This window comes from Zobellella aerophila (genome assembly GCF_039539325.1).
Taxonomy (GTDB): Bacteria; Pseudomonadota; Gammaproteobacteria; order Enterobacterales; family Aeromonadaceae; genus Oceanimonas; species Oceanimonas aerophila.
This window is the reverse complement of sequence record NZ_BAABCX010000004.1, coordinates 164,082-186,213: the sequence shown is the minus strand read 5'-3', so window position 1 is coordinate 186,213 and position 22,132 is coordinate 164,082. Positions and strand designations below refer to the sequence as shown.

Below are 22,132 nucleotides of genomic sequence, written 5' to 3'. Positions count from 1 at the left end.
CTCTCCTCTATGGTAACGACCCAGTATAACGTGTGCCATACGGCAACAGGCAAGCCCTCAGCCCAACTTGCGCATCGGCTCCGTCTGACGGCTGCTTACCTCTGCGTCGGGAAAAAACGTCAGGGTGTGGGGAGCGACACTGACATTTACCTGGCTGACCGCCGGCAACGGCTCATTGATGCTGACCTCGAGGCGTACCCCCTGGCATTCAACCAAGCAGCGGGTATGGCTGCCGAGGAACTGCTGCTCCAGCACCCGGCCATTGCCCTGCTCCGCCAGGGTTAGCTGAATTTGCCTGGGCCTGAGCAACAGCTGGCCATGGGTACCGGCGGCCTGGCCCAACGCGGACACACTGTCGACGCGACCAAAGGGGGTGCTGACACTGTGGCTGTCCAGCACCTGCCCCGACACATAATTGGCCAGCCCCAGAAAATCGGCTACGAAACGGCTGTCCGGATACTGATACAGGGTCTGCGGCCGGCCCACCTGTTCGATCTGCCCGGCCCGGAACAGGGCCAGCTTGTCGGAGAAGGCAAAGGCCTCTTCCTTACTGTGGGTGACGAAGATGGCGCTGATCCCCTGCCCTTTCAACAAGGCCCGGATCTCGCCGATCAGCCGCATCCGTACCTGGGTGTCGATATTGGAAAAGGGCTCGTCCAGCAGCATCAGCCTGGGCTGGCAAATCAGCGCCCGGGCGATCGCCACCCGCTGCTGCTGGCCGCCAGACAGCTGGTGCGGATAGCGGCCGCCCAGCTCCGCCAGGTTGACCAGTTCCAGGGCTTCGGCGATCCGGGCCCTGATCCTGGTCTTGTTCTTTTCCTTGTTCGCCAGGCCGAAGGCGACATTGTCCGCCACCGTCAGATGCGGAAACAGCGCATAGTCCTGGAAGATCATGCCGATATTGCGCAGCTCGGGCACCAGCGCCACACCGGGGCCGTTCACCTGACGGTCATGGATGCAAATCTCGCCCCGGGACACCGGCAGCAAGCCCGCCACCGCTTTTAGCAGCGTGGTCTTTCCGCAGCCGCTGGCCCCCAGCAGGCACATAATTTCATTCTCCGCCACCGACAGGGAGAGATTATCCAAGATGGGCTTGCCGTTATAACTGCAACAAATACCCTTTATATCCAAGGCGGCCATCAGTGATGCTGCTCCAGAGAACGATTCAGAAATATCAGCGGGATCAAACCGACCAACACGATGACGATGGCGGGCAGGGCGCCCAATTCCAGCTGCTCGTCAGACACGAATTGATACACATAGGTCGCCAGGGTATGAAAGTTGAAGGGACGCAGCAACAGGGCAGCCGGCAGCTCCTTCATACATTCGATAAACACCAACAGGGCCCCGGCCAAAATTCCCTTTCGGATCAAGGGAATATGCACCCGGGCGATCATCGCGCCCGGGCCGTAGCCGAGGGTCTGGGTGACCATATCCAGCGACGGCGATACTTTGTTGATGCTGCTCTCCACCGCCCCCACCGCCATGGCGGCAAAGCGCACCAGGTAACCGAAGGCAATGGCGGTCATGGTGCCGGTCAGCACCAGCCCAGGTTCGCGCAGGCCTAGCCACAGGGCCAGATCGTTAATGGCAAAGTCCATGCCGGTCAGAGGGATCAACACGCCAATCGCCAGCACTGTGCCCGGCAGGGCATAGCCCATGGACGCCAGCCGCATGGGTAGTGCCGTATAGGCTCTTCCCTTCAACCGATGACTCATGCCCAGCATCACCGCCAGCAATATCGCCAGCAGAGCCACCAGGGTAGACAGTAGCAGGCTGTTGGCGCTGTACTGGAAAAATTTGGCGTTCCAGGCCTGATCGAAATAGTACACCGCGTGATAGCAGAGGATGGCAAAGGGCAGCAGGAAACCTATGGTCACCAGTCCCCAGCAATAGCCCAGGGCAGCCAAGCGGGTCAGGCCGGTCAGCCGGTAGCCGGTTTCCTGCTCATGCTCCATGGTTTTCTGGAATACCTGCTGACGCTTGCGGCTCATCCGTTCCATGCTCAGCAGCAGGGTTACCACCAGCAGCATGATGGCGGCAATCTTGGCGGCGGCATTCAGGCTACCGTAGCCCAGCCAGGTATCGTAGACCGCCGTGGTCAGGGTGCTGACCGCAAAAAAGTGGACTGTGCCGAAATCAGCCAGGGTTTCCATCGCCACCAGCGACAGGCCGACGGCTATGGACGGCCGCGCCAGGGGCAGGCTCACCCGCTTGAAGCTTTGCCAGGGAGTACAGCCCAACAGGCGGCTGGACTGGATCAGGTTGGTGGATTGCTCCAGGAAGGCGGTGCGGGCCAGCAGGTAGACATAGGGGTAGAGCACCAGTCCCAGCACGATGGCGGCACCGCCCAGGGTGCGGATCGGCGGGAAATAATACTCCGTCGAGGACTGCCAGCCGAACCAGCCACGCAAGGCAGCCTGCACGGGTCCGGAATAATCGAGCAGATCCGTATAGACGAAGGCCACTATATAGGAGGGCATGGCCAACGGCAGGATCAGCGCCCATTGCAGCCAGCGCTTGCCCGGCAGTTCGCACATCGCCATCAACCAGGCGGCGGGCAGGCCGCACAACAGGCTGAAACCCATCACCGCCAACACCAGCCAGAAGGTGTTGCCGATATAGACGGGCAACACAGTGCTCCACAGATGATGGAAGATATCCTCTGTGGGTAGCAAGGCCTCATAGACCAGTGCCAAAACAGGCAAAGTCAGCACCAGGGCCAGGCCCCAGCTGCTGACTGTCCAACCAAGTCTTTTCATCTATTACTCTACACGGGGGCGCACCCCCGTCTTTTTACAGATCGTATTGAACCTCGTCCAGCAATTGCAGCGCTTCCTTGGCATGTTTTGCCACATCGGTCAGCGGCAGGGTGTCGGACTTGAACTCGCCCCAGCCCTTGACCAGCTCGGAAGGTTCGACGTCCGGTTTGACCGGATATTCGTGGTTGGCGGAGGCATACAGGTGCTGAGCCTGATCGTTGCTCAGGAACTCCATCAGCTTGACCGCCGCATCCTTGTTCTTGGCATGCTTGGTCAGGGCCATGGCGGAAATATTCACATGGGTGCCACGATCCGCCTGGTTGGGGAAGTTGATATGGACGGCTTCTGCCCACTCACGCTGCTTGTCGTTGCTCAGCATCACGCCGTAGTAGTAGCTGTTGCCCAGGGAATAATCACAGACGCCGTCCTTGATGGCCTTGACCTGATCCCGGTCGCCGCCCTGGGGCTTCTGCGCCAGGTTGGCCTTCAGGCCTTCCAGCCAGGTTTTGGTGTATTCACTGCCGTGCTCGGCAATCATGGAGGCGGTCAGCGCCACATTGTAGGGGTGCTTGCCGCTGCGGGTACACAGCTTGCCCTTGTATTTGGGATCGGCCAGCTCTTCATAAGTGATGTCGTCACGCTTGCCAACTCGCTCCACCGAAGAATACACGGCACGGGCGCGGGTGGTCAGGGCGAACCAGCGGCCATCGGCATCGCGGTACTGGGCCGGGATATTTTCCTCCAGCACCTTGTTGTCCAGCGGCTGGGTCAGATCCTTATCGACCACGTCCATCAAGCGGCTGACATCGACGGTCAGCACCAGATCGGCCGGTGACAGGCGCCCTTCCCGCTCCAGACGCTCACCCATGCCATCCTTGATAAACACCACGTTGACATCGATGCCGGTGTCCTTGGTAAAGGCCTCAACGATAGGCGCGATCAGGAAGTCCTGACGGTTGGAATAGACATTCACCTCTTCGGCAAAGGCATTGGCGGACAAACTGCTTACCAACACAGCGGCAGCGGACAACAGGTGTTTATGGTGCATTATCCAGGTTCCATTTGGTTGAGTGAGAATAATTAGCGTTTAGAAGTATACATTTGTAGCTAACGTAATCAATAGCCAGGCTATGACTGAATAAGAAAAATTTTCATCCGCACTCGCTCTACCTATTCGTCCGTCTCCCTTCTTTCGCCGAATCAAACATCGGCCGAACGGCGATATTTTGCTCCGAAACAGGAGTGTTCCAGGACCCGGTTGGTTAACGGCCATTGCCCGGCATTCAAACTCCAAACGAAAAAAGGGGGACTCAGAGTCCCCCAAAGAACCAGGCTCGGCAGCCTCGTAAATACCTTATCAATTTTGCTTCACGGTCACGAACTCGGGGTAGGCATCGATACCGCAGTCGATCATATCCATACCGGACATTTCTTCCTCTTCGGTCACCCGGATACCCATCACCTGCTTGAGCACATACCAGAGCAGCAGGCTGGCGCAGAATACCCAGGCACCGATCACCAGGATACCGGCCATCTGGGCCCACAGCGAGGCGTCGTCATTGGCGACCGGCACCATCAGCAGGCCGAAGATACCGCAGACGCCATGTACCGAGATGGCGCCGACCGGATCATCGATGCGCAGTTTGTCCAGGCTGATGATGGCGTAAACCACCAGCACCCCTGCCAGCAGGCCGATGGTGGCGCCCCACAGATGGCCGGGCGACAGGGGGTCGGCGGTAATGGCCACCAGTCCGGCCAGCGCACCATTGAGGATCATGGTCAGGTCGGCCTTGCCCCAGGTCAGCTTGGTCACCAGCAAGGCACCGATGGCGCCGGCGGCGGCGGCGGCGTTGGTGTTGACGAAAATCTTGGCTACCGCGGTGGAGTTCTCCACATCGGACAGCAGCAGTTGGGAGCCCCCGTTAAAACCGAACCAGCCCATCCACAGGATAAAGGTACCCAGGGTCGCCAGCGGCATATTGGAGCCGGGGATCGGATGGATGGCGCCGTTTTTGCCGTATTTCCCCTTGCGGGCACCCAGCAGCAGCACACCCGCCAGGGCGGCAGCGGCACCGGCCATATGCACTATGCCCGAGCCGGCAAAGTCAAAGAAGCCCCACTCTGACAGGAAGCCACCGCCCCAGGTCCAATAGCCTTCCAACGGATAGATAAAGGCGGTCAAGACCACCGCAAAGGCCAGAAACGCCCACAGTTTCATCCGCTCGGCCACGGCACCGGAGACGATGGACATGGCTGTCGCCACAAACACCACCTGGAAGAAGAAATCGGATTCCAGGGCATGGTCGGCGCCTTCCGCCTGGCTGCCGATCAGGCCGCCCAGGCTGGGCAACCAGCCGCCTTCGGCATTGTCCACATACATGATGTGGTAGCCCACCAGCAGATACATGGTGCAGGCGATGGCAAACAGCAGAATATTCTTAGTCAGGATTTCGGTGGTGTTCTTGGCCCGTACCAGGCCGGCCTCCAGCATGGCAAAGCCTGCCGCCATCCACATCACCAGTACACCGGACATCAGGAAGTAAAAGGTGTCCAGGGCAAACTTCATTTCAGTTAGTGCATCCATCATGCATTCCCTCGCTTAAATCGCTTCAATATCCCGCTCACCGGTGCGGATGCGCACGGTTTGCTGCAGCTCGTAAACAAAGATCTTGCCGTCGCCTATCTTGCCGGTATAGGCGGTTTCGCAAATCGCCTCCAGCACGCGCTCGACCTGCTCGGTCTGAGTGGCAATTTCCAGTTTGATTTTGGGTAAAAAGTCCACCGTGTACTCGGCGCCCCGATACAGTTCGGTATGACCTTTCTGCCGTCCGAATCCCTTTACTTCAGATACCGTCATCCCCTCGATGCCGACCTCGGCGAGGGCCGAACGCACATCGTCCAGTTTGAACGGTTTGATAATGGCGCAGATCATTTTCATGGCTAGCTCCGTTGTTTAAGCCTGGGTTAACCAAATACAAACAATCTTCGTGCCAACTTTTTATTTGTTAATTTTCAATAGCTTAACTATAAGTGACGGATGAGCCCGTCCGCTGTGATATGATTTTGGTGCAGGTTAAACAATGATCGCACCGAGATGGTGCAAGGGAGTCAGACCATGTTATCCCTATCGGCCCGGGTGCATATCCCCGAGCAGGAGCTGGAGTTTTTAACCATGCGGGCCAGCGGCCCGGGTGGCCAGCATGTGAACAAGACCGACTCGGCGGTGCAGCTGCGCTTCGACTATGCCAACAGCCCCAGCCTGCCAGATTCCTACAAGGTGGCATTGAGCACGTTGCAGGATCATCGGGTGCTAGAGTCGGGTTGGATCCTGATCCGCTGCGAGAGCTACCGCAGCCAGCTGCAAAACAAGGAAACCGCCAGGGAGGCGCTGCTCGCCCTGCTGCAACAGGCCACCCGGCCGGTAAAGGTGCGCCGGGCGACCAAACCGAGCAAGGCCGCCAAGCGCAAACGCACGGACAGCAAGATCCACAGGGGAAAAATCAAGAGCGGACGGGGGAAGATCAAGCTGTGATTGGGGACTAGGGACTCGAGTATGCAGTCCAGTCCCTGATCCCGGGTCACCGCTCACCGGCCAGTAAGAAAATCCCGCCATTGTTCCAGCACCCGGGCCAAGTCGTCCAGGCCGCAACCGGCGTACAGCTCGTCATCGTAATAGGCCATGCCGTCTTCCATCTGATCGGTATCGAACGCCAGGGCATGGGCACTCAACTCAGCCTCTTCCCTGGTCAGCAGCAGGGTAAACTCGGGGTAGGTTTTCCTGAACTCCTGCTGTTCACACGCCTCGATGATGCCGATGACCCGCAACAGCTCGCTCGCCTCGGCAGGATCCACCTCATCGGTCAACCACTGGCCCAGGGCTTCATGGCCCATGGTAAAACGGGCCCGGTGACGCCCATCCAGATCCCGAAGAAATTCAAACTCCACCCATACCTCCTGCGTTAAAACGGCGATTCTACCCCGCGGGCCGGAGCAGGACAAAGGTCTCAGCGATCGGGTCCCGTTGCCGGCCGCCGGCCGGCAAGGCGGAGCCGAACATGCAGCCGGCTGATGGTAAGGATAAAGGGCAGGAAGATCAGCGCCCACAGGCTGCGGTACCTGTTGTTTTCCGGCCTGCCCGCGCCGAAGGTGAGCGGCTCCGGCTGCCAGCCGGTGACATACAGAGTGCCGAACATCCAGTCCCACACCGACAAATTGGTGCCGAAGTTCCTGTTGAAATGCTTGGGATCGTTGCTGTGGTGGATCTGGTGCTGAGCCGGGCTGTTGATCACATGCTCGATCACCGGACCGAACGACAGCCAGATATGGGTGTGTCTGAGGTTAGCGGCCAGCGAGTTGAAGAGCAGCACCAGGTAGCTGGATCCGAACAGGGTATACTTGCTCACGCTGCCACCGCACAGGTAATAGAAGCCCCCCGCATAGGCACCGATAAACAGGCCCTTGGCGAGCTTCTCCGCCACCTTTTCCACCACATGGATACGGCTGGCGGTGGCTGGCACCAGCACTTCCGCCGAATGGTGCACCTTGTGAAATTCCCACAGCCAGCGACAATGAAAAACCCGGTGCACCCAGTAATGCACGCAATCGGCCACCAGGAACAGGCCCAGACCATAGAGCATCATCAACCCCATGTTTTCTCCCAGGCGCGGCCGTTCCCCCCAGACCCGGGTGAAGAAGCCCATATAGTCCCGGGACTCCCAGATATGGGGCTCCACCAGTCCGACCACCGGCAGCACGAAGAGCACCTTAAGCACCCCACGGAGCAGATAATACTGATAGTCCAGCAGCGCCGAGGGATGAAACAGCACATCGCGACCGCCGATAAAGGTCCAGTAACTGGCGGTGCCCGGGGCGCCCTCTCGCTTGCGCTGCAGGTAGAGCCCTAGGGCCGCCAGATAGGATATCGCCAGGAACACCACCGAGAAGCGGCCATTGAGATCGAAGACCCCGACCAGCTTGTCGACCATAGGATCGATCAGCAACAGTTGCAGCCGATCAAACAACGCATAAAACATTTCCACTTCACATCCCCACGTGGTCATCCATTCCCGGTACGGATATCCACGAAAGCCGACCAGTCATAGTTACCGCCCATCAATTCGGGCTCCACACTACCAGGGCCGGATTCTAAAAGAAAACCATTCGCAACTCTATTACAAAACAGGATAAAGCCGCTGCTAAGACAATGACGGACATGAGATCAAAATTATTGAACACAATAAATTACAAAAATAAATACAATTTAAATTATATTAATTCTTCCCCCGAACGTCTGGCTCGTCGTATTAATCTCCATCGTCCTGTACGGCCGCCTTAAATTAGGTGAAAATATCGACAAATCTCGGTAATCATAGATAAAAACTCTTAACATAAAGAGAGACAGCCCTCAGGTCCGGGCTGACAACGACAAAAATAACGGCCGAATCCTCAACAAATTGTACACATACCCGGAGTGCATACATATGAACCATCACCCGCAACCAACCTCAGGCCAGCCAATCGGAATTGGTCTACCAGCTGTACGCTCCCCCCCTTTGTACAGTCCCTGTTCGCCGCCATCCAGCATCTGCTGGCCTTGTTCGTGGTCGTTGTTACTCCGCCGCTGATCATCTGCCAGATCCTGGGTATTCCCGCCGCCGATACCGCCCATATCATCAGCATGTCGCTGTTTATCACCGGTGTGGCCTCCTTCATCCAGATGAAGCGGTTCGGTCCCGTGGGAACCGGCCTGCTGTAGATCCAGGGCACCAGCTTTAACTTCCTGGGCCCCATCATCGCCAGCGGCCTGGCAATGAAAGAGGGCGGTGTCGGCACCGAAGCCATGCTCGCCGCGCCGACCGAAATGATACTGTCCCGCTTCCTGCATCTGGCCCGGCGCATCATCTCGCCCCTGGTCAGCGGCATTATCGTCACCCTGATCGGGCTGCCCCTGACCCAGCTAGGGCTGCTGTCTATCGGCGGCGGTTTCGGCGCCATGCAGGACGGCAGCCTGCCGGCCATGGCCCTGCCCATTCCCATGCAATACGGCCTGGGCTTCGATGCCTCGCTGTTCAATACCTTCCCGGTATTCATCTTCAGCCAGAACAACGGGGTGATCCAGATGACCGGCGTCGCCAGTCGCCATGTGGGCTTCTTCGTGGCCGCCATCCTGGTACTGATGGCCTGTTCCCTGCCATCAGTACCCTGATCCAGCGCATTCCCGAGCCGGTGCTGGGCGGCGCCACCCTGGTAATGTTCGGATCCATCACCGCCATCCTGATGAACCTCATCATGCCGCAAGCAGAGGAGGCCGGCGAGGCTCAGCTGGCGTAAAAACAGTCCCCAGTCCCCGCTGATCACATCGCCCGGCGCTACCAGGATTCAGGAAATAAGAAAGCCAGCCCGAAGGCTGGCTTTTGTTTACCGCGTTATCCGCTCAGAGGCTCAGATGGCCTGCTGGAAGATCACCGTATCCGCCTTTTCCACGTAGCTGTCCAGCTCGTCGAAGTTCAGGTATCGGTAGGTATCCGCCGCGGTGGCGTTGAGCGCCTTGGCGTATTCCTGATACTCCTCGGGGGTCGGCAGCTTGCCGTGGATGGCGGCCACCGCGGCCAGCTCGGCAGAGGCCAGGTACACGTTGGCGCCCTTGCCCAGACGGTTGGGGAAGTTGCGGGTAGAGGTGGACACCACTGTGGTGTTGTCGCCGACCCGCGCCTGGTTACCCATGCACAGGGAGCAGCCCGGAATTTCGATGCGGGCACCGACCCGGCCGAAGATGCCGTAGTAGCCCTCGGCGGTCAGCTGATCCTTGTCCATCTTGGTCGGCGGCGCCACCCACAGGCGGGTCGGCAGCTGGCCCTTGTATTTGTCGAGCAGCTTGCCGGCGGCGCGGAAGTGGCCGATGTTGGTCATGCAGGAGCCGATGAACACCTCATCGATCTGCTCGCCGGTCACCTCGGACAGCAAACGGGCGTCGTCCGGATCGTTGGGCGCGCACAGGATGGGCTCCTTGATCTCGCTCATGTCGATTTCCAGCACATGGGCGTACTCGGCATCGGCGTCAGCTTCCATCAGCTCGGGGTTGGCCAGCCACTCTTCCATGCCCTTGATGCGACGTTCCAGGGTGCGCTTGTCACCGTAGCCTTCGGCGATCATCCACTTCAGCATAACTATGTTGGAGTTGAGATATTCGGCGATCGGTTCCTGGTCCAGCTTGATGGTACAACCGGCGGCGGAGCGCTCGGCGGTGGCATCGGCCAGTTCGAACGCCTGCTCTACCTTCAGCTGGGGCAAACCTTCGATTTCCACGACCCGGCCGGAGAATTCGTTGATCTTGCCTTCCTTGGCCACGGTCAGCAGGCCGTGCTTGATGCCGTAGTAGGGGATGGCGTGCACCAGATCACGCAGGGTGATGCCGGGCTGCATTTCGCCCTTGAAGCGCACCAGTACCGATTCCGGCATGTCCAGCGGCATCACCCCGGTGGCGGCGGCGAAGGCCACCAGGCCGGAGCCGGCCGGGAAGGAGATACCGATCGGGAAACGGGTGTGGGAGTCACCGCCGGTACCCACGGTATCGGGCAGTAGCATGCGGTTCAGCCAGGAGTGGATCACTCCGTCGCCCGGACGCAGGGACACGCCGCCCCGGTTCATGATGAAGTCGGGCAGGGTGTGGTGGGTGGTCACGTCTATCGGCTTGGGATAGGCGGCGGTGTGACAGAACGACTGCATGGTCAGATCGGCGGAGAAGCCCAGGCAGGCCAGGTCCTTCAGCTCGTCACGGGTCATCGGGCCGGTGGTGTCCTGGGAGCCGACGGTGGTCATCTTGGGCTCGCAGTACTGGTTGGGGCGCACGCCCGCCACACCGCAGGCCTTGCCGACCATCTTCTGGGCCAGGGTGTAGCCCTTGCCGGAATCGGCCACCGGGGCCGGGCGCTTGAACACGGCGGAGGCGTCCAGACCCAGAGCGTTGCGGGCCTTGTCGGTCAGGCCGCGGCCGATGATCAGCGGAATACGACCACCGGCACGCACTTCGTCGAGCAGCACGTCGGTCTTCAGTTTGAAGGTGCTGATGACATCATCGGTGCCCTGACGGCAGATCTTGCCCTCGAAGGGATAGATGTCGATCACGTCGCCGGTGTTCAGCTTGGTGACGTCGCACTCGATGGGCAGGGCGCCGGCATCTTCCATGGTGTTGAAGAAGATGGGGGCAATCTTGCTGCCGATGCAGATGCCGCCGGCACGCTTGTTGGGCACGAAGGGAATATCGTCGCCCATGTGCCACAGCACCGAGTTGGTGGCGGACTTGCGGCTGGAACCGGTACCGACCACGTCACCCACATACACCAGGGGGAAGCCTTTTTCCTTCAGGGCATCGATGGCCTTGATCGGGCCGATCACGCCGTCTTCGTCCGGTTCGATGCCGGGACGGGCGTTCTTGAGCATGGCCTGGGCATGCAGTGGGATGTCCGGGCGGGACCAGGCGTCCTGGGCCGGGGACAGATCATCGGTGTTGGTTTCGCCGGGCACCTTGAACACCGTCATGGTGATCTTGTCGGCCAGGGGGGGACGCTCCAGGAACCATTCGGCCTCGGCCCAGGACTGCATCACCTGCTTGGCGAAGACATTGCCGGCTTTAGCCTTTTCGTCCACGTCGTGGAAGGCGTCGAACATCAGCAGGGTATGGCTCAGGGCCTTGGCGGCGATCGGTGCCAGCTCGGCGACCTCCAGCAGGCTTACCAGCGGCGCTATGTTATACCCACCCTGCATGGTACCCAGCAGTTCGGTGGCCTGGGCGGGGGACACCACGGGCGAGCTCACGTCACCCTTGGCGACGGCGGCCAGGAAACCAGCCTTTACGTAGGCCGCTTCGTCAACTCCAGGGGGGATGCGGGTAGAAAGTAGTTCATAAAGGAAGGATTCTTCGCCGGCAGGGGGGGTTTTGAGTAATTCAACCAGGGCGGCAACTTGCTCTGCGTCGAGGGGTTTGGCAACCACTCCCTCCACGGCACGTTCTTCGACGTGTTTACGATAGGCTTCAAGCACGACTGTATCCTCTTATTATCATTCGCCACCTTGGGCGGGAATATCCTTGTTAGGGTCAGGGTGTGTCCCGTTACTGTGCATTAGTGTCGCTGAGCCTGTGCCGCTTCAGGTCACGGCCCAACAGGGCGGGCTCTGCGTTAGCAGGCTGATCCATGGGCCCACTATGCGTTGTGCCTGCTGTCTCGATCGCACCCTGTTGGGCGGCGACGAAACCACGAACAGTAACGGGACACACCCTGGTACCTTGGTATAACATCCTTGCGGACGCCGCAGCAGTATATAAGTTTTGACCAGCAATTAAAATCAGGGCCCCCATCACTTTGGTCTAACCAAAGTATAAGTAAATGATTTTAAATAACTTTATCAAGGCAACAGCGAGCACAAAAAAACAAACATCTTATTAACATTCAAAAGCTGAACAGGTTGCCGAAATAGAGATAAAAGCTGCTTTTATCCCCTTCCCCCTCGCCGTATGCCAGATATAAGGGTCCCCAATTGGTATCCACACCGATAAAAACACTGCCGGCGCTCAGCGCCGTCTGCCAGCGGATGTCGCTGCCCGAGCCCCAGACCCCGCCCCGCTCCAGCGAGCCGCCGACATAGACAGGGGAACGGAAGGCACCGAAGTCATTGTCAAACCAGCGGAAATGGTAGAGCAAACCGCCGAAGGCACTATAGCGGTCGCTCAGCTGATCGGTCTGGTAACCGGACAGGTTGAACAGGCCCCCCAGGCTACGGGCAAACACGGGGATCGGCTGATCCGCATCGGACCCCCCATAGCTCAGCTTGGCGATCAGGGTGTGTCGATCCAGGGCAAAGGGTTGCAGCCAGTCCAAGGTATAGTCCAGAACAGTGACCGCGTTCCGCTCTCCCGACACCTCTAGGCCATTGCGGAAATAGCCGGCCCGGGTTTCGAAGGCGGTGCCCCGGGAGGGGAAGAATACATTGTCCAGGGTGTCATGGCTGAACCTGAGATAAGGTCCATATGAATCAATATCGAAACGGATGGCGATATTGCGGGTGGCAATATCCCCCACCAGCCCCTGAGCGCCCAGGGCCAATTCGCTCCAGGGCCGCAGGTTGACCCCCAGTTCGCTGGACAGGGTCCAGGAGCTGTAGTCAAAGTCCAGGGTGGTCAGGGGGGCAAGGGGGCTGTCGTCCGCCCGGTCATCGTTAAAGAAAAAGGTACGGCGACGTTTTTCATATTCGCCCCGCGCCTTCCAGAACAGGGCATAACCGGTATCCAGGGGGGTATAGAACTCGGTGGCCAACTGCTTGTTGCTGCCGAAGGTGCCCTCCACCAGCCACTCCCCACCCAGCATATTGATATTGGCCCGCCGGAACTGGGCCCCTATCTCATAGTTGGAGCGGGTGGAAAAGTCGTCTTCCAGGGCAAACTTCAAATCGATAAAGCCGGGCCCCCAGCTTTTTTCATTGGTGAGTACCGTCAGCACCTGCTCATCGTCCCTGTCCTCGATCTGATAGGTGACCCGGTCGAAGGCATCCAGGGCGTAGAGGCGACGGATGCCATTTTCCAGCTCCTGGGCCTGGTGGAACCGCCCCGGTTCCACCCCCAGCACCTCCTTGATCACCTCATCGCTCAGGCTGGAGTTGTTGTCCACCTCGATCCTGTCCAGGTAAATGGCATCCGAGCGGCCCAGGCGGGCACGCCTGTCCAGCTTGGCGGACTGGTAGGCATGATAATCCGCCTCGCTCAGGGATAACCGGGACAGGGCGGGCAGCATGGCGCGGGCGGCCGCCTCTCCCCGGGCGATGATCTCCGGCATGCGGTAAAAATCCCCGACTCCGATGCCGCCGATAGGCGGGCTGATCAGGATATCCTGAGCACCCATCAGCGCCTTCTGCCGCTCGGTGCCGGAGCGGGTCAGGTAATTGGTCAACTGCCCCACCATCGCCAGGGCGCTGTCCAACTGCTCCCTGGACAACATGGCATCGCCGATATCCACGGCGATCACCACATCGGCGCCCATCTCCTTGGCCACATCCACCGGCATATTGTTGACCACACCACCGTCGGCCAGCAGCCTGCCGTTCAGCTCCACCGGCTGCAGCACCCCGGGCACCGACATCGAGGCCTGCATGGCGGTGGCCAGGTGGCCCCGCTTCAACACCACCGGCGTCACCGTCTCCATATCGGTGGCCACCGCCCGGTAGGGAATGGGCAGCCGATCAAAATTCTTTAGCTTGGGGATGTTGAGGGTGCTCTGACGTAACAGCGCGCCCATGGCCTGGCCCTGGAAGAAGCCGCCGGGCAGGCTGAGCTGCCAGCTCTGATTGACGCCAATATCCGTCTGCAGCAGGAATTCGTCGTTTTGCCGCTTGCGACGCAAAGACAGCTCATCCCTCGCCACCTGGTCCTGATAGCCCTGATTCCAGTCCAGGGCCAGAGTCTGCCGCTCCAGCTCGTCCGCATCCAGCCCCAGGGCATACATGCCCGCCACATAGGCTCCCATGCTGGTGCCGGTGATGATATCCACCGGGATGCGCTGTGCTTCCAGCACCTTGATAATACCGATATGGGCCGCGCCCTTAGCGCCGCCGCCGCTCAATACCAGGGCGATTTTGGGGCGTTCCGCCTGGGCCGGCGTCAGCCCACACAGTAACAGCAGCAACAACAGATAGCGGTGCATAAGCGGGTGATCAAGTAACAAGGGATAACCGCATTGTAGAGCGGCTAGCGGCAGGCGGAAAGCCTGCCTTTGTGGGACGGAAACTGTGCTGACAACAAGAGCTCAGCTTGAAACCCGGCCTTCAAGACCCCCTCCACTGACCCGGGTCGCTTTCCTGGAGCGACATGGGTGCCGGTCGAAGCTCCCCCTGATGACCGCCTTGCCCCCCTTGCGACGAACGGCGTCAGAAGCGGAATTACCCTTGGCTGTATCGCCCGCATGGCGGGCGTAGAATGGCACGCATCATCAAAGGAGTAGCTCATGAAAAGTTTATTAGCCGTTGTGGTGATGGCGCTCGGTCTGAGTGCCTGTACCACCACCCTGGGCGTGCGTGATGCCGAAATTCGCACCCGTGACGCCACCATCCGGGTCAGCGACGGCGACTACCATCATCACGACGGCTACGGCACTTTCTGCCCTCCTGGCCAGGCGAAAAAAGGGCGCTGCTGAACGTAGCTAACAGGGAATGCAACCTCTCCCCTCCCATAAAAAAACCGACCATCAGGTCGGTTTTTTATCGGCTAGGGTGCCTTATTTCTTCTTCTTGGCCTTGGCGTTCGGCAGGTCGGTAATGGACCCTTCGAAGATCTCGGCGGCCATACCCACGGACTCGTGCAGGGTCGGGTGGGCGTGGATGGTCAGCGCCAGATCTTCGGCGTCGGCGCCCATCTCGATGGCCAGGCCGATTTCACCCAGCAGCTCGCCGGCATTGGTACCGATGGTGGCACCGCCCAGTACCCGGTGGCTGTCCTTGTCGAAGATCAGCTTGGTCATGCCGTAGGACGAATCGGAGGCGATGGCGCGGCCGGAGGCGGCCCAGGGGAAGCTGGCCACTTCAAAGTTCAGGCCTTTTTCCTTGGCCTCCTTCTCGGTCACACCCACCCAGGCCACTTCCGGCTCGGTATAGGCGATGGACGGGATCACTTTCGGGTCGAAGTAGTGCTTCATGCCGGCGATCACTTCGGCGGCCACATGGCCTTCATGCACACCCTTGTGGGCCAGCATCGGCTGACCGACGATGTCGCCGATGGCGTAGATATGCGGCACATTGGTGCGCAGCTGCTTGTCGACATTGATGAAGCCACGCTCGTCGACATTGACGCCGGCCTTCTCGGCATCCAGCGACTTGCCGTTCGGGGTACGGCCGATGGCCACCAGCACGGCGTCGTAACGCTGGGCTTCGGCGGGGGCCTTCTTGCCTTCCATGGTCACATAGATGCCGTCTTCCTTGGCTTCTACCTTGGTGACCTTGGTTTCCAGCATCATGTTGAATTTGTCTTTCACCTGCTTGGTGAAGATCTTGATGACGTCTTTGTCAGCGGCCGGGATCACCTGGTCGAACATTTCCACCACGTCGATCTTGGAGCCCAGGGCATGGTACACGGTACCCATTTCCAGGCCGATAATACCGCCGCCCATCACCAGCAGCTTCTCGGGGACTTCTTTCAGCTCGAGGGCGTCGGTAGAATCCCAAATACGGGGGTCATCATGGGGAATGAAGGGCAATTTAATCGGACGAGAACCCGCCGCGATAATGGCGTTGTCAAAGGTCACGGTAGTGCTGCCGGCTTCGCCTTCCACCTGCAGGGTATTGGCGCCGGTGAATTTGGCCAGACCGTTGACCACCTTGACCTTGCGCATCTTGGCCATGCCGCCCAGGCCCTGGGTCAGCTGGCCGATCACCTTCTCTTTGTGACCGCGGATCTTGTCCAGATCAATTTCCGGTTCGCCGAAGCTGACACCGTGGGCGGCCATCATCTTGGCTTCGCCAACCACCTTGGCGATATGCAGCAAGGCTTTGGAGGGGATACAGCCAACGTTCAGACACACACCACCCAGGGTGGCGTAGCGCTCGACGATAACCGTTTCCAGACCCAGATCGGCGGCACGGAAGGCGGCAGAATAACCCGCGGGGCCCGCACCCAATACCACTACCTGAGCTTTTACTTCTTGACTCATGGTGACCTCTATTATGATTATTTCGCCCTGTTCAAACAGCGGCACCTGGCCGGACCAGACTCATTTCGACCACTGCCAAACCAAACGGGCAAAAGTTTACTGTTCTGTCGGTAAAAAGAAAGTAAAAAGGCAGGCTTATGCCTGCCTTGTCACATTAAAGGGCCAGGCGGCGAAGGTCGCTCAGCACACCACTCAGCATGGTGATGAAGCGGGCACCATCGGCGCCGTCTATCACCCGGTGGTCGTAGGACAGAGCCAGCGGCTGCATCAGGCGCGGCGCGAACTCCTTGCCGTTCCACACCGGCTTGATGCTGGACTTGGACACACCCAGGATGGCCACTTCCGGCGCATTCACGATGGGGGTGAACTGGGTGCCACCGATACCACCCAGGGACGAGATGGTGAAGCAACCGCCCTGCATGTCGGCAGCGGTCAGCTTGCCGGAACGGGCTTTCTGGGAGATTTCACCCAGCTCGATGGCCAGCTCGCGAATGCCTTTCTTGTTGACGTCACGAACCACCGGAACCACCAGACCGTTGGGCGTATCCACAGCCACACCGATGTGCACGTACTTCTTCATCACCAGGCTCTGGCCGTCTTCCGACAGGGAAGAGCAGAACTTGGGGAAGGCTTCCAGCGCCTTGGCGGCGGCCTTCATGATGAAGATCAGCGGGGAGATCTTGTAACCCAGCTTCTGCTTGTCGGCGATGGCGTTCTCGGTCTTGCGGAACTCTTCCAGCTCGGTGATATCGGTTTCGTCGAACTGGGTCACGTGAGGGATCTTGACCCAGTTGCGGTGCAGGTTCGGACCGGAGATCTTCTGGATACGGGTCAGCGCCACTTCCTCGATTTCACCGAACTTGGCAAAGTCGACCTTGGGCCAGGCCAGCACCTCGAAACCGCTGCCCGCCACGGCGACACCGGCGGGCTGGCTTTCGACCCGCTTGATGATGCCCTTGACGTAGTTCTGTACGTCTTCCTTGAGGATACGGCTCTTAGGTCCGGTCGGTGCCACCTTGGACAGGTCGACGCCGAACTCCCGGGCCAGGCGACGCACCACGGGGGTGGCGTGCACATAGGCGTTGTTCTCAACGAAGCCGGCCTTGGCCGTGGCGGCGGTCGGGGCCGCTTTCGGTGCTTCGGACTTGGCCGGGGCGGAAGCCTTAGGCGCCTCGGCTTTGGCCGGGGCGGCTGCGCTGCCCGCCACCTCAAACACCATCACCAGCGAGCCGGTGGACACCTTGTCACCGGTGGCAACCTTGATTTCCTTGACCACGCCGGCAAACGGCGCGGGCACTTCCATCGAGGCCTTGTCGCCTTCGACGGTGAGGATCGACTGATCGGCGGCCACCGCATCGCCTACAGAGACCATCACCTCGGTGACTTCCACTTCGTCACCGCCGATATCGGGCACATTCACCTCTTTGGCGGCAGCCGCCGCAGGCGTGGCGGCGGCCGGAGCAGCTTCGGACTGAGACTGAGACTGGGACTGCGCGGCAGCCGGAGCGGCGCTACCCGCCACTTCGAATACCATGATCAGGGTACCGGTGGCGACCTTGTCGCCCACCGCAATCTTGATCTCGGCAACCTTGCCGGCGAACGGCGCGGGCACTTCCATCGAGGCCTTGTCGCCCTCCACGCTCAGCAGGGTCTGCTCTTCGCTGACGGTGTCGCCCACGCTCACGGAAATCTCGGTCACTTCGACTTCGTCACCACCGATATCCGGAACCTGTACTTCTTTCAGCACAGTGCCGGTGGCGGCGGGCGCGGCTTCAGCCTTGGCTTCGGCGGCGGGCGCCTTGGTCTCCGCGTCCGGGGCGGCGGCACTGCCCTCCCCTTCGAACACCATTATCAGGCTGCCGGTGGCGACCTTGTCGCCCACCGCGATCTTGATTTCCTTGACCACGCCGGCGGAAGGTGCCGGCACTTCCATCGAGGCCTTGTCGCCTTCGACGCTGAGCAGGGACTGCTCTTCGGTGACGGTATCACCCACGGCGACCAGGATCTCGGTCACCTCAACCTCGTCCGCACCTATGTCCGGAACCAGAATATCTTTAGACATGCATTACCCCTTATGCGTACAGCGGGTTGATCTTATCAGCATCTATGCCGTATTTGGCAATGGCGTCGGCCACCACCTGCTTGTCCAGCTCATCGCGCTTGGCCAGCTCGTTGAGGGCGGCCACCACCACATAATGGCTGTTCACCTCGAAGTGACGACGCAGGTTTTCACGGCTGTCGGAACGGCCGAAACCGTCGGTGCCCAGCACCTTGTAGCTGACGGACGGCATAAAGGCGCGCACCTGCTCGGCGTAGTTCTTCATGTAGTCGGTCGCGGCGATAGCCGGCTCTTTGCCCATCACATGGGCGATGTAGGGCACCTTGGGCTCGGCGGTCGGATGCAGCATGTTCCAGCGTTCCACGTCCTGACCGTCACGGGTCAGCTCGTTGAAGGAAGTCACGCTGTACACATCGGAGCCGATGCCGTATTCGGCGGCCAGGATCTGGGCCGCCTCACGCACACAGTTCAGGATGGAGCCGGAGCCCATCAGCTGTACCTTGCCCTCGCTGCCGGCCACGCTTTCCAACTTGTAGATACCCTTGCGGATACCTTCCTCGGCACCGGCAGGCATGGCCGGCTGATGATAGTTCTCGTTGAGGGTGGTCAGATAGTAGTAGACGTTTTCCGGCTTGTCGCCGTACATGCGACGCAGGCCGTCCTGCACGATGACCGCCACTTCATAGGCGAAGGTCGGATCATAGGTAATACAGTTGGGGATGGTGCCCGCCAGGATATGGCTGTGACCATCCTCGTGCTGCAGGCCTTCGCCGTTGAGGGTGGTCCGACCGGAAGTGGCGCCCAGCAGGAAGCCACGGGCCTGTTGGTCACCGGCCGCCCAGCACAGATCGCCGACCCGCTGGAACCCGAACATCGAATAATAGATGTAGAAGGGGATCATCGGGCAGTCGTTGGTGCTGTAGGAGGTCGCAGCCGCCAGCCAGGAGGACATGGCGCCCAGCTCGTTGATACCTTCCTGCAGCACCTGACCCTGCTTGTCTTCCTTGTAATAGGCGACCTGCTCGCGATCCTGCGGAACATACTGCTGGCCGTGCGGGTTGTAGATACCGATCTGGCGGAACAGGCCTTCCATACCGAAGGTACGGGCTTCATCGGCCAGGATCGGCACGATGCGCTTACCGATGGACTTGTCCTTCAGCATGATATTCAGCGAACGGACAAAGGCCATGGTGGTAGAGATCTCCCGCTTCTGCTCTTCCAGCAATGGCTGGAATTCGCTCAGGGTGGGGATATCCAGCCTGACGGTAGTCTGGGGCAGACGGGTCGGCAGATAGCCTTTCAGGGCATCACGACGGGCATGCAGGTACTCGTGCTCGCGGGTGCCTTCTTCAATCTTGAGGTAAGGCAGGTTAGGCAGCTCTTCGTCGCTGACTTCGATGTTGAAGCGGTCGCGGAAGTGCTTGAGTGAAGACATGTCCATCTTCTTGACCTGGTGCGCGATGTTCTTGCCTTCGGCGGCGTCGCCCATACCGTAACCCTTGATGGTCTTGGCCAGGATAACGGTCGGCTTGCCCTTGGTGTCGGCGGCGTTTTTATAGGCCGCGAACATCTTGGCCGGATCGTGGCCACCGCGGTTGAGGGCGAAGATCTCGTCGTCGGTCATATCCTTGACCAGATCTCGGGTCTCGGGATATTTGCCGAAGAAGTGCTCGCGCACATAGGCGCCATCCTTGGACTTGAAGGTCTGGTAGTCGCCGTCCAGGGTTTCGTTCATCAGGTGGACCAGCTTGCCGGTCTTGTCTTTGGCCAGCAGATCGTCCCAGCGACGTCCCCAGATCACCTTGACCACGTTCCAGCCGGCGCCGGTGAACATACCGTCCAGCTCGTTGATGATCTTGCCGTTGCCCACCACAGGGCCATCGAGGCGCTGCAGGTTGCAGTTGATGATAAAGCACAGGTTGTCGAGCTTCTCCCGGGCGGCGATGGTGATGGCACCCTTGGATTCCGGCTCGTCCATCTCGCCGTCACCCAGGTAGGCGTAGACCCGCTGCTCGGAGCAGTCTTTCAGGCCGCGGTCGGTCAGGTACTTGAGGAAGCGGGCCTGATAGATGGCGTTGATCGGACCCAGACCCATGGATACGGTCGGGAACTGCCAGAAATCCGGCATCAACTTGGGATGGGGATAAGAGGGAATGCCCTTGCCGTCCACTTCCTGACGGAACATGTCCAGCTGGGCCTCGGTCAGCCGGCCTTCGGCGAAGGCGCGGGCATAGACACCGGGAGAAATATGTCCCTGGAAGAACACCAGGTCACCGCCGTCCTTGTCGCTGCGCGCGCGGAAGAAATGGTTGAAGGCCACTTCGTACATGGTGGCACTGGACGAGAAGGAAGACATGTGGCCGCCCAGATCCAAGTCTTTCTTGGAGCCGCGCAGCACTATCATGACTGAGTTCCAACGGATAATGGCGCGGATCCGCCGTTCCAGATCCCAGTTGCCCGGATATTCCGGCTCTTCGTCGGTGGAGATGCTGTTGACGTAATCCGAGTGGGCATTACGGGCGACGGCAACACCGGACTGGATAGCCTTGGTGGTAAGGCGCTCATAGATGTATTGAGCGCGTTCGGGACCTTCCTGGCGGATCAAGGACTCGAGAGCGTCCAACCACTCTCTAGTCTCTATTGAATCCATATCGTTATTCAGGATATCAGACATGGCTGTTTCCTATCTCGTTTGGGGCTCATGCCCATGGGTTTTGTCATTGCCGGTTGGCATTCTTATTCCTGCTGTCGGGTACGGCGCAAAGACCGCTGTATGCGCGTGTCTTCCCGCTGTATGTCCAGCATGGTTTCTTCAATAAAGGCCAGGTGCTCGTGACAAGCATCCCTGGCTTGTTCCGGCTCGCGGGCCAGTATGGTCTGGATCAGATTCGCCCTGTGTTTGCGGATCTGCTCCACCATACCCGCGCGCCGGTTAAGAATTTTGATATTGCGCAAGATACTGGACTCCAGCATCGGCTGGATGGCGCGCAGCAGGTGCAGCAGCACCACATTGTGTGCCGCCGCCGCCACCGCCAGATAAAAATCGGCGGCGGCCTTGGCCTCGGCCGGCAGATCCCCGGCTTCCTGCGCCTTGGCAATCGCCTGCTGGGCTTCACGGATGGCATCAAAATCCGCTTCCGTGCCACGCATCGCGGCATAAAAGGCGGAAATGCCTTCCATGGTATGGCGGAACTCCAGCAGGTCGTATTGCGACTCCGGGTGCTCGGCCAGCAACTGGAACAAGGGATCGGCCAGCCCCTTGCTGAGGGCGTTCTGCACATAGGTACCACCGCCCTGGCGACGGGACACCAGCCCCCGGGCTTCCAGCTGCTGGATGGCCTCCCGCACCGATGGACGCGATACCGCAAACTGACTGGCCAGTTCCCGCTCAGGAGGCAGCCGCTGACCCGGCTGCAAGCTGCCTTCCACTATCATCTGCTCCAGCTTGGCGGCGATGGTGTCGGCGAGTTTCGGCTGTTTAATCTGCTGATATGACATCTTGTCCGGCTTAATATTGGTAAGACCAATTAACAGTGTTAAAAAAAGGTATCAGAGGATGGGATGAATGTCCATTATTTTCATATAAATTGGGTACAAAAAAGACAAATCGGGAGGATAGATGA

Annotated in this window: 15 protein-coding genes and 1 pseudogene; 3 read left to right on the top strand and 13 right to left on the bottom strand. The window is 59.5% G+C overall.

Annotated features, from left to right (window positions below; translation table 11 throughout):
* Positions 1-57 precede the first annotated feature (57 nt).
* From ABD806_RS14440 to ABD806_RS14420, 5 genes are all read right to left on the bottom strand, one after another.
* Entirely contained in the window at positions 58-1,140 is a 1,083-nt protein-coding gene (locus ABD806_RS14440; protein WP_344959231.1) for an ABC transporter ATP-binding protein, read from the bottom strand.
* Complete coding sequence (locus ABD806_RS14435) at positions 1,140-2,762, bottom strand: ABC transporter permease (RefSeq protein ID WP_344959227.1); 1,623 nt, start codon at positions 2,760-2,762, stop codon at positions 1,140-1,142. The genes ABD806_RS14440 and ABD806_RS14435 overlap by 1 nt, the downstream gene beginning before the upstream one ends.
* Before the next feature lie 34 nt (positions 2,763-2,796).
* Complete coding sequence (locus ABD806_RS14430; RefSeq protein WP_344959225.1) at positions 2,797-3,810, bottom strand: Fe(3+) ABC transporter substrate-binding protein; 1,014 nt, start codon at positions 3,808-3,810, stop codon at positions 2,797-2,799.
* A gap of 309 nt (positions 3,811-4,119) precedes the next feature.
* Positions 4,120-5,346 carry an ammonium transporter gene (locus tag ABD806_RS14425; RefSeq protein ID WP_344959223.1) on the bottom strand — a complete coding sequence of 409 codons (1,227 nt, stop codon included), beginning with the start codon at positions 5,344-5,346 and terminating at the stop codon, positions 4,120-4,122.
* Between the two features lie 15 nt (positions 5,347-5,361).
* Positions 5,362-5,700: a P-II family nitrogen regulator gene (locus ABD806_RS14420; protein WP_344959221.1), complete on the bottom strand. Its 339-nt coding sequence runs from the start codon at positions 5,698-5,700 to the stop codon at positions 5,362-5,364.
* 177 nt (positions 5,701-5,877) lie between these two features.
* Between ABD806_RS14420 and arfB the strand changes: the two genes are divergently transcribed.
* Positions 5,878-6,294 (top strand): alternative ribosome rescue aminoacyl-tRNA hydrolase ArfB, encoded by a 417-nt coding sequence (arfB, locus tag ABD806_RS14415; protein ID WP_344959219.1) that lies wholly within the window; start codon positions 5,878-5,880, stop codon positions 6,292-6,294.
* A gap of 53 nt (positions 6,295-6,347) precedes the next feature.
* Here arfB and ABD806_RS14410 read toward each other — a convergent pair whose 3' ends face one another.
* A complete protein-coding gene (locus tag ABD806_RS14410) occupies positions 6,348-6,707 on the bottom strand; it encodes a YacL family protein (RefSeq protein ID WP_344959217.1) in 360 nt (119 codons plus the stop codon).
* 59 nt (positions 6,708-6,766) lie between these two features.
* Entirely contained in the window at positions 6,767-7,795 is a 1,029-nt protein-coding gene (locus ABD806_RS14405; protein WP_344959396.1) for a sterol desaturase family protein, read from the bottom strand.
* A 454-nt stretch (positions 7,796-8,249) separates the two neighbouring features.
* Between ABD806_RS14405 and ABD806_RS14400 the strand changes: the two are divergent.
* Positions 8,250-9,050 (top strand): annotated as a pseudogene (locus ABD806_RS14400) (solute carrier family 23 protein); the annotation flags it as partial.
* Positions 9,051-9,203: 153 nt separating this feature from the next.
* Here ABD806_RS14400 and acnB read toward each other — a convergent pair.
* Both acnB and ABD806_RS14390 read right to left on the bottom strand, forming a co-directional pair.
* Positions 9,204-11,801, bottom strand: a complete 2,598-nt coding sequence (acnB, locus tag ABD806_RS14395; RefSeq protein WP_344959215.1) for a bifunctional aconitate hydratase 2/2-methylisocitrate dehydratase — start codon at positions 11,799-11,801, stop codon at positions 9,204-9,206.
* Between the two features lie 407 nt (positions 11,802-12,208).
* A complete protein-coding gene (locus ABD806_RS14390) occupies positions 12,209-14,452 on the bottom strand; it encodes a patatin-like phospholipase family protein (protein WP_344959213.1) in 2,244 nt (747 codons plus the stop codon).
* 300 nt (positions 14,453-14,752) lie between these two features.
* Here ABD806_RS14390 and ABD806_RS14385 point away from each other — a divergent pair, with 300 nt between their 5' ends.
* Positions 14,753-14,941, top strand: coding sequence for a hypothetical protein (locus ABD806_RS14385; RefSeq protein ID WP_344959211.1), 189 nt, complete (start codon positions 14,753-14,755; stop codon positions 14,939-14,941).
* 81 nt (positions 14,942-15,022) lie between these two features.
* Here the strand turns inward: ABD806_RS14385 and lpdA are convergent, their stop codons facing one another.
* The 4 genes from lpdA to pdhR form a co-directional block, all read right to left on the bottom strand.
* On the bottom strand, positions 15,023-16,450 hold the full coding sequence (gene lpdA, locus ABD806_RS14380; RefSeq protein WP_344959209.1) for a dihydrolipoyl dehydrogenase: 1,428 nt from the start codon (positions 16,448-16,450) through the stop codon (positions 15,023-15,025).
* 154 nt (positions 16,451-16,604) lie between these two features.
* Positions 16,605-18,512, bottom strand: a complete 1,908-nt coding sequence (gene aceF / locus ABD806_RS14375) for a pyruvate dehydrogenase complex dihydrolipoyllysine-residue acetyltransferase (RefSeq protein WP_344959207.1) — start codon at positions 18,510-18,512, stop codon at positions 16,605-16,607.
* Between the two features lie 10 nt (positions 18,513-18,522).
* On the bottom strand, positions 18,523-21,183 hold the full coding sequence (gene aceE, locus ABD806_RS14370; RefSeq protein WP_344959205.1) for a pyruvate dehydrogenase (acetyl-transferring), homodimeric type: 2,661 nt from the start codon (positions 21,181-21,183) through the stop codon (positions 18,523-18,525).
* Positions 21,184-21,245: 62 nt separating this feature from the next.
* Positions 21,246-22,007 carry a pyruvate dehydrogenase complex transcriptional repressor PdhR gene (gene pdhR / locus ABD806_RS14365; RefSeq protein WP_344959203.1) on the bottom strand — a complete coding sequence of 254 codons (762 nt, stop codon included), beginning with the start codon at positions 22,005-22,007 and terminating at the stop codon, positions 21,246-21,248.
* Positions 22,008-22,132 lie beyond the last annotated feature (125 nt).